14 protein-coding genes are annotated in these 13,688 nt (G+C 36.5%); 9 read left to right on the top strand and 5 right to left on the bottom strand.

Features of this window, described 5'->3' with window-relative positions; translation table 11 throughout:
- The 3 genes from HNR27_RS13320 (at position 1) to HNR27_RS13310 (ending at position 4,993) form a co-directional block, all read left to right on the top strand.
- Entirely contained in the window at positions 1-2,622 is a 2,622-nt protein-coding gene (locus HNR27_RS13320; RefSeq protein WP_429340100.1) for a sensor histidine kinase, read from the top strand.
- Between the two features lies 1 nt (position 2,623).
- Complete coding sequence (locus HNR27_RS13315; protein ID WP_212921795.1) at positions 2,624-3,343, top strand: response regulator transcription factor; 720 nt, start codon at positions 2,624-2,626, stop codon at positions 3,341-3,343.
- A 414-nt stretch (positions 3,344-3,757) separates the two neighbouring features.
- Positions 3,758-4,993 carry an MFS transporter gene (locus tag HNR27_RS13310; protein WP_429340099.1) on the top strand — a complete coding sequence of 412 codons (1,236 nt, stop codon included), beginning with the start codon at positions 3,758-3,760 and terminating at the stop codon, positions 4,991-4,993.
- A 149-nt stretch (positions 4,994-5,142) separates the two neighbouring features.
- Here HNR27_RS13310 and HNR27_RS13305 read toward each other — a convergent pair whose 3' ends face one another.
- Positions 5,143-5,613: a phage tail protein gene (locus tag HNR27_RS13305; RefSeq protein ID WP_429340098.1), complete on the bottom strand. Its 471-nt coding sequence runs from the start codon at positions 5,611-5,613 to the stop codon at positions 5,143-5,145.
- 12 nt (positions 5,614-5,625) lie between these two features.
- Positions 5,626-6,105 carry a GyrI-like domain-containing protein gene (locus HNR27_RS13300; RefSeq protein WP_429340097.1) on the bottom strand — a complete coding sequence of 160 codons (480 nt, stop codon included), beginning with the start codon at positions 6,103-6,105 and terminating at the stop codon, positions 5,626-5,628.
- A 107-nt stretch (positions 6,106-6,212) separates the two neighbouring features.
- Here HNR27_RS13300 and HNR27_RS13295 point away from each other — a divergent pair, with 107 nt between their 5' ends.
- Positions 6,213-7,184: a helix-turn-helix transcriptional regulator gene (locus HNR27_RS13295; protein WP_429340096.1), complete on the top strand. Its 972-nt coding sequence runs from the start codon at positions 6,213-6,215 to the stop codon at positions 7,182-7,184.
- A 54-nt stretch (positions 7,185-7,238) separates the two neighbouring features.
- Here HNR27_RS13295 and HNR27_RS13290 read toward each other — a convergent pair whose 3' ends face one another.
- Together HNR27_RS13290 and HNR27_RS13285 are read right to left on the bottom strand one after the other, a co-directional pair.
- Complete coding sequence (locus HNR27_RS13290; RefSeq protein ID WP_429340095.1) at positions 7,239-8,081, bottom strand: aldo/keto reductase; 843 nt, start codon at positions 8,079-8,081, stop codon at positions 7,239-7,241.
- A 62-nt stretch (positions 8,082-8,143) separates the two neighbouring features.
- A complete protein-coding gene (locus HNR27_RS13285; RefSeq protein WP_429340094.1) occupies positions 8,144-9,337 on the bottom strand; it encodes an MFS transporter in 1,194 nt (397 codons plus the stop codon).
- A gap of 205 nt (positions 9,338-9,542) precedes the next feature.
- On the opposite strand from HNR27_RS13285, the gene HNR27_RS13280 reads away from it, so the two are divergent.
- On the top strand, positions 9,543-9,914 hold the full coding sequence (locus HNR27_RS13280) for a winged helix-turn-helix transcriptional regulator (RefSeq protein WP_212921802.1): 372 nt from the start codon (positions 9,543-9,545) through the stop codon (positions 9,912-9,914).
- Between the two features lie 350 nt (positions 9,915-10,264).
- Here the strand turns inward: HNR27_RS13280 and HNR27_RS13275 are convergent, their stop codons facing one another.
- Positions 10,265-10,918: a carboxymuconolactone decarboxylase family protein gene (locus tag HNR27_RS13275; protein WP_429340093.1), complete on the bottom strand. Its 654-nt coding sequence runs from the start codon at positions 10,916-10,918 to the stop codon at positions 10,265-10,267.
- A gap of 459 nt (positions 10,919-11,377) precedes the next feature.
- Here HNR27_RS13275 and HNR27_RS13270 point away from each other — a divergent pair, with 459 nt between their 5' ends.
- From HNR27_RS13270 to HNR27_RS13255, 4 genes are all read left to right on the top strand, one after another.
- Positions 11,378-11,665 (top strand): hypothetical protein, encoded by a 288-nt coding sequence (locus HNR27_RS13270; RefSeq protein ID WP_429340092.1) that lies wholly within the window; start codon positions 11,378-11,380, stop codon positions 11,663-11,665.
- Positions 11,666-11,783: 118 nt separating this feature from the next.
- Positions 11,784-12,035: a hypothetical protein gene (locus HNR27_RS13265; protein WP_429340091.1), complete on the top strand. Its 252-nt coding sequence runs from the start codon at positions 11,784-11,786 to the stop codon at positions 12,033-12,035.
- A gap of 227 nt (positions 12,036-12,262) precedes the next feature.
- Positions 12,263-12,664 carry a DUF6157 family protein gene (locus HNR27_RS13260; protein ID WP_429340090.1) on the top strand — a complete coding sequence of 134 codons (402 nt, stop codon included), beginning with the start codon at positions 12,263-12,265 and terminating at the stop codon, positions 12,662-12,664.
- A 213-nt stretch (positions 12,665-12,877) separates the two neighbouring features.
- A complete protein-coding gene (locus HNR27_RS13255) occupies positions 12,878-12,994 on the top strand; it encodes a YjcZ family sporulation protein (protein WP_429340089.1) in 117 nt (38 codons plus the stop codon).
- The last annotated feature ends 694 nt before the right edge of the window (positions 12,995-13,688 follow it).

Genomic DNA, 13,688 nt, shown 5'->3' with positions numbered 1-13,688 from the left:
ATGAAGAAGCTGAGAAAATCACGGACATTTAAAGGGAAGCTTATTTTATCGTTTTTAACCGTTACACTGGTTTCTATTGTGCTGTTAGGTGCATTTCAAATATTTCAGTTGTATACGTTAGTGAAGGAAGATAAAGAGAAGCAGTTTCAAACAACGGTCTTTTTAGACGATTATATCGATAATTATATTGAAAACTACCAGCATGTCGTTGAAATGTTAGCATTTAGTATCGAACCACTATTTGTCGAACGAGACCTCACTTCCATTGAAAAACAGCTAGAACAAATAAAAAAGAATTATCCTGGCTTTATCAATTTATATGTGGGAAATGAAGCAGGAGAATCACTTGTTTTTTATCCAAAGCTTTATACAGATGGGGTTAAAAGAGAGAATCTTGATTATAGTGATCGACCGTATTATCAAGAACTGAAACGGACAAAACAACCAGTATTATCTTCCGTATTTCATGGACGTGGCGGCACTGATATGATCCTGGTAACAGTGGCCGTACCTATCCTGAATGATAATAATGACATGATTGGCTATGTATTAGGAGCATTTGACCTAAATGCCCTAGCAGATGATATCAAAACGAGAATCGATGATGAAAAAAGGTTTGCAATCGTATTAGATCAGGAGGACAATGTTGTGGTCCATCCTAATGTAGATACGCGTAAGGAACTTGTTAATCTTAAGGACGCACGCTTTGTTCAAACGCTCTCCCAATTACCGACTAAAAATAGTGGGGATTACATTGCAGTTGAGAATGGGGAAGAACAATATTTTACGTTCATCAAAAATGAAAAAATAGGCTGGAAGGTGTGGATTGGTACACCTACAAAATATTTAAGTGATACGTATGAGGATGCGATATTCACAGTTTTATTATTTGCTCTTTTAACTACGATGTTAATGATAGGAGTTAGCTTCCTATTTGCGAATCGTTTTGAGAAAGCGCTACAAAATGTACTACGGTATATTAAACAGTATAAAGACTACACCCGGGGTCTGAATAATAAACCGACATTCCAACCATCGACAAAGGGTACAAGAGAAATTGTAGAACTCTATGATCATTTTGGCAGTTTAATTGACGATGTGGAGCACAGCCGTAACCGACTGATTAAGTTAAATAAAGACTTAGAAGACCGTGTAAAAGAAAGAACGGCAACATTAGAAAATAAAAATTTAGAATTAAAGGCTGTTAATAAATTAATAACCTCTGTATCGACAGAACGGGATCTAACACAATTTATTCAGCATTGTCTCATTCAAATAACACCATTTATGGAATATTCCATTCATGTTATTTTCCAGAATATCGCGGTTACACCGAAGGAAATTACGGCTATTGAGGACGTTCAACAATATTTAAATAGTCGGATAGTAGGAAAACAGCATATGGAGCCAATCCAAATTGGTAAGAACCTACAGGGCTTTTTAGTTGTTGATTTAAATAATAGCCAGACAATTAATACCAGTGAACAAGAGTTTCTAGAGACATTTGCAAGCTCACTAGCAATCATGCTAGAGAACAAGTTTTTATTTGAGAAAATCCGTAACAAGCATGCTGAACTAGAGGCTATTTTACAAAGTATGTCAGAAGGATTAATGCTACTCAATAAAAAGGATGGAATCGAGTATGTAAATGACTTTTTCCAGCAAATTGTCTTTTCGGATACGAACTACAAAGTATTAGATTTGGAAGATATGTATAAACGATTTATGGAACTCTTTCAAATAAGCAAAGAGGAATTACAGAGCTTTATTCAGCAGGATGAGTCAGTATTAAAGCTCGAGCGTAAAGAAGGCAATGATAAAGTAAAATCCTATATGCTGCACAGCTTTTCCGTTTTCCTTGACGATCTCATTATCGGAAAAGGTTTATTATTACGGGATATTACAAAAGAGGCTGAAATTGACACGTTAAAGGATAATTTGATTTCATTAACTTCCCATGAGTTTAAAACACCAATAACCAATATACGAGGCAGTGTTGAAACATTGCTCCGAGAGGATGTCGAGTGGGATCCCGATTTTGAACGGGAATTATTAGTGGGAGTCCATGAGGATATTGAACGTATCCAGCATTTAGTTAGTGACTGGATGGATATCTCAAAGATTGAATCAGGCACGATGTTCATTGAGCGAAATATGGTTCGGGGAGATCAGATTATTGAAAAGTCAATCCAACAAATACCAAAAGAGTTACAAAATCAATTAGAAATAACCTTTCAAAATAAACTAGCTGAACCTGTCTATTTTTACGGGGATAAAATTCGAATCCAGCAAGTTCTGCTCAATTTAATGATGAATGCCATTCGTTACAATGACCAGGTGATTAAAAAGATTGCCGTAACACTTGATCAGTCGGCAACGGATATCATTATTTCGGTAAAAGATAATGGAATTGGTATTGAGGAAGACCATCTAGAAAAAATTTTCACGCGTTTTTATCAGGTAGATGTTACTGGAACAAGGCGTACTGGTGGGACGGGCTTAGGCTTGTCGATTTGTAAGGGGATTATGGAAGCGCATCATGGTAAAATTACAGTAGAAAGCGAACGTGGTAAAGGGAGTACATTTACGTTGTTTTTCCCTTTAGGAGAGGAGGGAGTATAAAATGAGAATGCAGACAATCTGTATTGTAGATGATGAGCCAAAGATTTTACGCTTTGTAGCAGCAAACTTAAAATCAATGGGCTATCTAGTATCAACGGTAAGCTCTGGTGATGAGTTATTGGAGAAGTATGATTTAATATCTCCAGACCTTATATTATTAGATATCATGATGCCGGGTCATGATGGATTTTATGTGTTAGAGGAACTACGGAAGTTTACGAATGTTCCTGTCATCATGTTAACTGCTCGTAGTAACTCACAAGACAAGGTCCAAGCATTGAATGTTGGAGCAGATGATTATTTGACGAAACCATTTTCATTAGATGAGCTGTTTGCACGCGTAAAAGCAGTATTACGTAGAAGCCAGCCATCCATTGCAGATCAACAAATGATAAATACTTCAATCATTACAACAGGAGAATTCTCATTAGATGTGGCAAGTAAAAGAAGCTGGATTAACAATGAAGAGTTTAAATTAACATATACCGAATTTTCCTTAATGGAGATTCTAGCATTAAATTTAGATAAAGTTGTTCAACATGAAACATTGCTAACAGAGGTTTGGGGACCGGAATATCGTGATGATGTCGAGTATTTACGAGTGGGGATTGCTCGAATCCGTAGGAAAATAAAAGAAAAACTAAAGCAAGAGCAAGAATATATTATCACCTATCCTGGACTTGGGTACATGCTGAAAAGTATCACACCAGTGGAACAATAGAAGTATTATACTGTCTAAAGTGGACGTACGCTAAACGAGAAAAGGTATTTCTTTAGTAGGTTAAACCATTCCAAGAAAAGAATAGAAAGAAATAAAGAGGTTGTCTTCGAATTGGTTATTCGCCATTCTAGGACAACCTCTTTTACATTACATACACATAAATGACTTCGATGAAAAAGGATACATCGATAGGTCCAGTATAAAGTTCATCTAACTTCAGGAAAATTTTCGATTCCTTTATCCCAGTGCTTTTTCAATATTTATTCAATCGTTACATTTAATCCGATAATTTTTATGTTTTTGTAATGTAAACTCTTTCATTTTTATTCGACAGTTATGCCGTTTGTCGTATATTTCAATTGAGAAAGTAATTTAAATTCAATATAAAACAACAAACTCGTAGGAGGAAACGTCATGGGAGAACCAAAAGAAAAAAAAGAGTTAGTTCCCTATTGGATTAAGGCTGTTATTGTATTCTTTCTAGGATGGGTAGCGATTTACGGTACACGTTCTGTTCTTAATCCGGTAATGGACAACATTCAAGGAGAATTTGGACTTTCTGCAGCACAATTAGGGATGATTAGTAGTATCTTCTTCATCGGTTATGCTGGCTTAAACGTACCATCAGGTATTTTAGGAGACAAGATTGGGAAGAAAAAAGTTCTTGTTCCAGGAATTATCCTATTTGGTGTATTTGCTGCCGTAACAGGTATGATGCCATCGTTTCTATTATTTATGATTGCATGGCTACTCGTTGGGGTATTTCAAGGATTCTATTATGGTCCTCAATACGGACTATCATCTGAAGCAATTCCTGCAAAACATATTACAGTAGGTAGTGCAATTATCAATAGTGGGATGGCATTCGGTTTATCCATCGGTTACTTCATTTCTTCGTATACAGTAGGTACTCTTGGTATGAGCTGGAGAGCGCCATTCTACATTATTGCTATTCCAGTTGTCTTGATTGGTCTTGCAATGTGGTGGGTAATTAAGGACAAGCCTAAATCGAAAGAAGAAAGAGCACAAGAAAATGGCGGTCAAAAATTAAAGATTAAAGATTTATTTAGTAAAAACATGGTCTTTGCTTATATTACAATTTTCTGTGCGATTTACGCATTCTTCGTTGTTGTAACATGGATTCCATACTACTTACAACATGCTCGCGGTATTGAAGGAACAGAAGTTGCGGTTGTATCATCGTTAGTTCCATGGGCAGCTATTCCTGGTTCTATTCTTTTCAGCTGGATTGCTGATAAAATGGGTAAACGTCGTCCTGTACTATTAGTGATGATACCACTATCAATCATCGCAACAGTAAGTATCGTTGCTTTCGATAGCATGTGGGTTCTATATGCAGCATTAATTGGTTACGGTATTTTCGGTAAAATCAGTACAAACCCTGTTCTAGTTGCAGTTATTGCTGATAATGCTCCAAAACATGCATTAGGTACAGCATTTGGACTTTACAACTTTATCGGAATGTGTGGATCTATCCTTGCACCATATATTACGGGGCTTTTAACTGATATGACAGGTTCATTAAATGCTGGATTCTACTTTGCAGCGGCATTGTTAGGAATCGCGTTTATCTCCGTATTATTTATTAAAGAAGATAATCGTCCTAATGTAGAAGGTACAGCAGCATAATTATCATATACCACCCTTAAAGGGCTGGATATGATAACATAGGAAAAGCTTGTAGAGAAATTAGCTTATTTCTCTACAAGCTTTTTTGTTGATTTGTACTAATTTAAAGCCTAATTAAATACAGCTACATTACTACATGAATTTTTTAATTAATTTTCATACTCACCTTTAATCACAAAAAACGATCCCCGTATGGTTCCAGCTAGCTTTGACTTCTGTCTTGCAAACTTAAATTTGCCTTCTAACTCTGTTGGTACTTCCATTCCTTCAGAAAGCTTGAAGCCGACAGCACGCTTTTTAGGGTCATCAACGGTATACATGACATTGAGAACAAGACCATCCTCGTAAATAACGTACGCAAATCGGATGTTTTCCACTTGAAAACGAGACGTTTCTAACGGTTTAGCCGAAAACGCAATATCTCGTTCTTTCTGCAAAATAAGGTTCACATAATCAAGGGTCTCCTGGCTCTCGCTAGCAGGTACAACGGTAAATTCATGCTTGTATTTGTTCATAAAGTAGCGGGCTTCATTCGCACGTAAACCAGCAAGTGCTTCTGCTACAGGCGACGACTCTAGACCAATGGTAGATACATTTTTAAAATCAACAACATAAGCCATTGCTATCCCTCCTTAATTCCTCACAACTGGAATCCACATTTCACCATAGATGAGACCATCTCGTTCTCCCATCACAACAGCTGTATTTGGTCCACCAACATAGGCAACATGACTTGCTTGAGGCAGCGCTTCCCCAAAGGCAATCCCGGTAAGCTTATTGCTTAACTCTTCATCTGTATTTGCTTCCCCTTTTACAACGAGATATTCCCCTTGAGGAAATTGGATAGCTCGAGATGCTTCAGGTAGAGACTCCTCTGTCATCACACCAGCATAATGCATCATCTTATTATTCACTGCCTCATTCACGACAAAGATGTAATCATTTTTGGCGATGGATTTTAACTTATCAAGTGTTCCATCCTGATTGACAGCCTGCCAAAATTCTGCCTTTTCCTTGTTAATGCCAGCATAGTCTGTGTAGTCACTCTTCAGCTCAGTCCCAATTCCTAAAACCGTAAATCCATTTTTTTCTTCTAAGGTATAATTTGCCATAATACCTTCCTCCTTTTTTAAATTATCCAAATGATTTGTGTTTTTCCTTGCTAAGGTTATAATAGCCTTAAATCATGTCAAAAAGTGACACTGTTTAGGAGGCTCCAATGAAAAAAGTTGAACGGATTAATACGATGATGCGATATATTAACAACCGGGCCCACTTTACTATTTCAGAAATTATGCAAGAATTTAATATCTCCCGCTCAACTGCTATTCGTGATATCCGAGAAATTGAAGCCATGGGGATGCCACTTGTCGCTGAGGTTGGGAGGGACGGGGGTTATTTTGTCATGAATAATTCTGTCTTACCTGCTGTTCGCTTTACGGATAATGAGATTAAGGCTTTATTTATCGCATTTATGGCAACCAGAAATCAGCAGCTTCCTTTTTTAAAGAGTCGTCACTCACTAGCTGAGAAATTACTAGGCCTCATCTCAGAAAACCAGCAGGATGACCTTGTCCTTTTAAATAAAATCCTCCTTTTTGAAGGAACCAACCCGAATAATCCAGACCTACTTGATCTGTCTGACTTACCAGATCCGATGTTAGAAAAGCTTATTCAAACGCTGCTTTTGGATAGCTATTTAACCATCACCATCAAGGAGGAGGCAGCGTTAAAATCGTATTCTATGTATCTCTTGTATCTTTACCATGAAAAAGGCTCTTGGTTGATTGAAGGCTTTGACTTAAATGATGAAAAGAGACAAATTTTTCCTGTTAGTAAACTTACTGATGTCGAATTATCCTCTGTTAAGAAAAGATTAAGTAAGAAAAAGATATTGGAAAAGCTAGGACAGCAAGGAGAAAAAATTAATCTGGTCCTCGAACTTGGGCCAAAAGCAATTGCCCAATATAAAAAGTATCATCCTATAAGTGTTTCCATTTCTTATACAAATCCATACCAAACCACGGCTATTTTAAGGACATTTATAGATGTTAATAATCTCGACGAATTAACGGAACTAACCAATTGGATCCTTTTCCTTGGTGAGGATAGTAAGGTTAGGGAAGTACCTGAAGAAGTCCTGGCAGTGATACAAAAGAGATTAGGTAAAATGGTGATCCCTCACAATTAAAAAAAGATGCTCTCATTAATGAGAGCATCTTATAATTTATCGGGAAGGCTTCATTTAGAAATCAATGTTATCCGGATCTGGTCCTACGCGATGGTTTTGGTTCAGATCATCAATTCGTTTCATATCTTCTTTTGATAGTTCAAAGTCAAAGATATTGGCGTTCTCAACAATACGATGCTCCTTCGTTGATTTAGGAATCGTGACAACACCATTTTGTAAATCCCATCTTAAAATAATCTGTGGTACTGTTTTATTATATTTCTTAGCTATATCACTTAAAATTGGCTGATCTAATAATTGGCCCTGCATTAATGGTGACCAAGCTTCTAACTGAATCCCATTGCTTTGGCAAAAGGCTTTTACCTCCATTTGTGTCAAACGTGGGTGGTATTCCACCTGGTTAATCATTGGTTTAATGTCAGCATCCTTCATCAAATCTTGGAGATGATGAACCTGGAAGTTACTCACCCCAATTGCTTTTACTTTACCTTCCTTATAAAGTGTTTCTAGTGCACGCCAAGCCTCTTTATATTTACCTTCTACTGGCCAGTGAATAAGGTATAGATCTAAATAATCAAGACCAAGTTTACTTAAGCTTGTTTCAAAAGCTTGGATAGTTGATTCATACCCTAAATCAGAATTCCATACTTTAGATGTAATGAATAGTTCTTCTCTGGATATACCTGCCTCTTCCATCCCTTCTTTAATTGCCTGTCCAACACCAGCCTCATTTCCATAAATTGCAGCTGTATCAATACTCCGATATCCATGTTTAATGGCAAACTTGATCGCATTCACCAGCTCAGGACCTTCCTCCACCTTAAAAACGCCAATACCAAACCACGGCATTTCGACGCCATTATGCAATGTTGTTGTTTGCTGTAAACTTTTATTCATGTTTATTCCTCCAATTATTATGTTGAATATAAAACCTCTATTAACTATAAAATCAAGGGAAGTTACCTGATTTTAGGTTTCCCTTTATTTTCAAGTGATTGACTCCAACCTGTTAGAAGGACGGCTACGAGTACCATGAGCGCGCCAATCCAAGTAGTATGAATAAGCCCAATCGAATCCGTAACAAGTCCACCTAAGAAGGATCCTAGTGCTATACCAGCGTTGAATGCAGCAATATTAATTGCTGACGCTACATCGACTGCAGTAGGGACAAAACGCTCTGCTAATATAACAACATATACTTGTAATCCTGGCACATTCATAAAAGCCATCAGTCCCATGAAGAAAATGGTCGCTAATCCAACGATCTTAAATGGTGCGGTAAAGTATAAGATAAATAGGATAATAGCTTGAACAATAAACATATAAAATAATGCCTTAATTGGATTTTGATTCGATAGCTTCCCACCTAGCATGTTACCAATTGCAATGGCTATACCATAAACAAGTAAAATTACGGCAACAATTTCTTCTTTAAAGCCTGTGACATTTTGTAACAATGGGGATAAATAAGTAAAGACAACAAAGGTTCCACCATAACCTAAAGCTGTTATGATAAATATCAGCAATAAGCGGCCATTCGTTACTAATTTAAGCTGATCTTTAAGTGACGTACGAGCTCCCTTACGTAGATTGGCTGGGACCAGAATACTATTGGCAATAAATGCAAGGATTCCGACAGCAACAATAACCATGAAAGCAATTCTCCAGCCAAATTGTTGACCGATGAATGTTCCAAAAGGTACCCCTGTAACGGTTGCTACTGTAAGTCCGGTAAACATAATGGATATCGCACTAGCTCTTCGGTTTTCTGGGACTAGATCAGCGGCAATCGTTGAGCCGATAGACATGAAAACGCCGTGAGAAAAGGCAGAGATCACACGTGCCACGAGCAATACGCCAATACTTGTAGAAACTGCAGCAATACCATTTCCGATAATAAATACCACCATAATCCAAAGCAGTAACGATTTTCGTGACATACTAGAAGTTATGGAGGTGAGTATTGGTGCTCCAAATGTGACGCCTAATGCATATATAGAAACGGTTAAGCCAGCCGTTGTAACAGATATATTTAAATCCTTAGCAATCAATGGCAGTAGCCCGACACTAATAAATTCAGTGGTACCAATGGCAAATGCACTGACCGCTAAAGCCAACAATGCAAAGGTGCTTCGTTTTTTATCAAGTGACATTCTTCTCCTCCTCTATTCGTTTTATTCATGAGATAAAGAGATACATAAATGAAAGCTGGAAAAAATAAGTCCTGTTCTCTTTAACTCACAAATGCTATTATGTAGTAAAAGATTCTTTATGAGAAGTACGCACTTTAAAGTTATATAGAAACCAAAAAGTAACATAGGTACTTTTTAGTGCCTATCCTTTAGGAGGAGTTTATAAATGCAGCAGAAGAAATACAATATCTCTGTAGAGGCGACATTGGAGGTCATTGGAGGAAAGTGGAAATGTGTGATTTTATGTCATTTAACCCACGGAAAGAAACGTACGAGTGAGTTAAAACGCTTAATGCCAAACATTACCCAGAAAATGTTAACGCAGCAATTACGGGAGTTGGAAGAAGACGGAGTCATTAATCGGATTGTCTATAATCAAGTCCCACCAAAGGTGGAATATGAATTAAGTGAGTATGGTCGTAGCTTAGAAGGGATATTGAACGCCCTTTGTGATTGGGGAGAAAAGCATATTACCAAAGTATATGGAAATAAATTTGATGTATTAGAAGAAAACATACTAAATGAAAGTCTGAAGTAATATCATGAAATATTAAACCTCGTAAAGCGTGTTTGGAGCGGATGGTTTAGATATAAAAATAAAAATGAACAATCCAGGGCTAAAGTGTAAGCACGTTTTGGAAATTTATATTTCGCTCTCACTTCTTCAGGAGTTGTGCAATTAATCTATCAGCAGCCGTCTAGTTAACCAAATATGAAGATGAATACTTGGATTCTAGAAACTAATCGGTGAATAAGTGAGCAAGACGATCATCGAGATCGTCTTTTTTTATATGGTTCAAAAGAGGTCTTTCAAGTTGTAAATAGGTAGGTTCTAGCTGGTTTTTCTGCCCTAAATGAATTACAAGCTAGTGTTCCTGACTTTATATCTCATGCTTGATAACTCTCAATCATATTAGCCATATGAGCGTAAGAAGACCCAGCACGTACTGCAGAGGCTACCATTATGGCTTCTGCAAGCTCCTCGCTTGTTGCTCCTTGTTTTCCTGCATTTTTCGTATGAACATCAATACAATATGGACATTGAATCGCGTTTGCTACTGCAACGGCAATAATTTCTTTAAATTTCGTACTCAATTTTCCAGCCTTTGTTGCTGCTGCGCTAAATGCTTGATATCCTTTAAAACCATCTGGAGCAAATTTTCCTAACTCGCCAAGATGTTTTAAATTAGAACGGGCATAAAGTACATCTGTTGCTTCTTTATCTCTTGCATTGTGTACATGAGTACTATGGGTAACCGTACCACCTGCTTCGACTGCAGTTGTAACGAATACCGCCTCAACCAATTCCTCTAGTGTAACACCAGCCTTTTTCGCTGCCTTTGTATGGGAGTCAATACAATAAGGACATTGTGTTACATGTGTAATTGCAACAGCTATGATTTCTTTTTCCCTTTTCGATAATGCTCCATCTTTAAAGGTAGCAGCATTAAATTCATTAAATGTTTCTAGTTGCTCTGGTGCAAGCTCCTTTAATTGAGTTAGCCTTTGTATATTTTCTTTTTCATATAGGTAAGCTGCCATTTCTATACTCCTTTTTTATTTAGTTTATCCTTCGATTTGTTAATTATTTAACAACAATTGTTAGTGATCGTTTACTTGTTGTTTTAAGCGTAAGGTGTTGAACTAAAACTATGGGATGAATACTCTGAATGTTGTGTTATTATTGAAGTGTAATGTAGTTGAGACGACATCCAGTTACCTAATAATTAGTTTTTAGTTAAATGGATTTAAAATTCTTTTATAAGAGGGTGGGATAGTTTAACTAAATAATTAACGAAATTTTGGAACAAATCTATGGTTTACTTCGTATATAGGCAATGAGGGTGTGAACCTATGAAAAAGGTACCCGTGTACATGTTAATTATTGGTGCTTTGTTTATGGTTGGTTGGTGTGGTGAGAATAGTTTCGTTGATAAGGATGACAAGGAATTCGTAATAACTAGTTTGTAGATGTATAGCGCTTGTGTCGAGGTGTAGACAATGAAAACAAAAATCTTTTTATATAGCCTATTATTATCCTATTTGACTATTTTTCTATTTGATAAAAATATAGAAGGCGATAAAGTTCTAGGTTACCCCATTTCCTTTTTAACATATTACGATATTGAATATTGGTACACTAGTCCGTTATCTGTACTAAATCCCTTTAATGTAGTAAATATTAGCTTGAATGTAGCAGCTTTTTTAGTGAATGCGATGGTTTATTTCTTTATTCTCTTATTTGGTATAAAGCTCTACAAAAAGTTAACGATAAAGTTCTTCAGCTAATATAGTAGAGAAGAGAATGTCTATATTCTGTCACGACTGAAAAATACTGCTACATAGATCTTTAAAGGAAAAATTGTAATAAACGATTTATTGAAATTATCAATTTAGGAGTGAGGTAATGAGCGAAATAGATAAACGAAATAGATTGGGTGAAGAACCTTTTACTTATCAAACAACGAAAAAAGGAACAGTTATAATCTCTTATGAAGGTAAACAGATTAAAATTGTAAAGGATGCTGAGGCAGAACGTCTTATAGCAAAAATTAAAGAGGTTGAAGATAATGCAATAGAAGTTCAGTTATTATTAGCTAAAATTACGGGAAACTTTAAACGCGGTAATGAGAAGATGGGTAAGAATAACAGAAAATAAGCCTTAACCGGGTCAAATAAATCGTGTAAACAGTGAGAAGGTGTCAGTAACTTTAAGGTACTTTGAACAACAGGTATCGTCATAGGTGATAATTCCCTGTTTATTTTTTGTTTCACTGGTACTCTCTTTTGTATAGATTAATTTATTTGTGACGATATTTAAAATACCATTAGAGTATATTTGTCATAGGATTTGCATGAATCAATTATTAAGGAAGGAGTAATCTAATGAGCTATAAAAACACGTTTATTACCATTTCAGAGGACTCAACGGTTGATTCAGGTATTGTGCCTCAACCAAGAAATAACAAGCCAACGATAGCTTCGATAGAATATGACTTAATCCATAATAATCCATACGAATTTTCTCAAGAAGATGTGCAATTTCAAACCTATTTACGTAAAAATCAAATTGAATCCGATCAATTAGACGAATTAAGAAAACAATTTTTTGAAAAACCGAAAGCTTGTTTTAGAGCATCTCCATTAGTAAAGAAATATGGGTGGGGAATACATTACGATAACGAAGGAAAACTTGCAATATATGCTGTGAATAGTGAAGCTTATGAGCAATTTCTCCATGCAGATCAGATTACTTTATTAAAAGGTATGCGTACGAAACGGAAATAGCGGGAAGACCTACCCACTCATTAATCAGAATTACACAATACCAGCTGTATCACCAATGTATTATGGGAAGGTTTCAATGGAAGACTGATTAATCTAAATAAAAACTGTGTAAAAATTATAACCATCTGCTCTAGTATCTGATGCAATCGTCCAATCAATGGATAACCTAATTCATACAATACATTGTTCCGAAAATGTAAAGGTGGTGTAAGTATGAGTGGAGCTGCAGGAGGATATGGCTACGGTGGGGGATTTGCCTTAATCGTGATACTATTTATCCTATTAATTATCGTTGGTACTGCATTTGTAGGTGGCTACGGAGTTTACTAACTTTAATATTGTTACAGCTAAGCAGAGGACCTTACTAATCAGCTTATCATTTCAAAGGCGGTTTCTTATGAAGCCGCCTTTCCATTTGTTGGATAATCGGAAAATAGTGTGGAAATACCGCTCTAATAGAAAAAGATAACGAAAAACGCAGAACTCAGCCTAATAGAGAGGCTCTAATAGACAAAGATAACGAAAAACGTGGAACTCAGTCCAATAGAACCGTTCTAATAGACAAAGATAACGAAAAACGCGGAACTCAGTCTAATAGAACCGTTCTAATAGACAAAGATAACGAAAAACGCAGAACTCAGTCCAATAGAACCGTTCTAATAGACAAAGATAACGAAAAACGCAGAACACAGTCCAATAGAGAGGCTCTAATAGACAAAGATAATGAAAAACGCGGAACTCAGTCCAATAGCCCCGTTCTAATAGACAAAGATAACGAAAAACGCAGAACTCAGTCCAATAGAACTGCTCTAATAGACTAAGATAATGAAAAAAGCGGAACTCAGTCTAATAGCCCTGTTCTAATAGACAAAGATAACGAAAAACGCAGAACTCAGTCTAATAGAACCGTTCTAATAGACAAAGATAACGAAAAACGCGGAACACAGTCCAATAGAACCGTTCTAATAGACAAAGATAACGAAAAACGCAGAACTCAGTCCAATAGAACTGCTCTAATGGACTA

Source organism: Ornithinibacillus bavariensis (assembly GCF_050433565.1).
Taxonomy (GTDB): domain Bacteria; phylum Bacillota; class Bacilli; order Bacillales; family Amphibacillaceae; genus Ornithinibacillus; species Ornithinibacillus bavariensis.
Note: the sequence above shows the minus strand (reverse complement) of the source record. Positions and strands in the feature narration are given on the sequence as shown.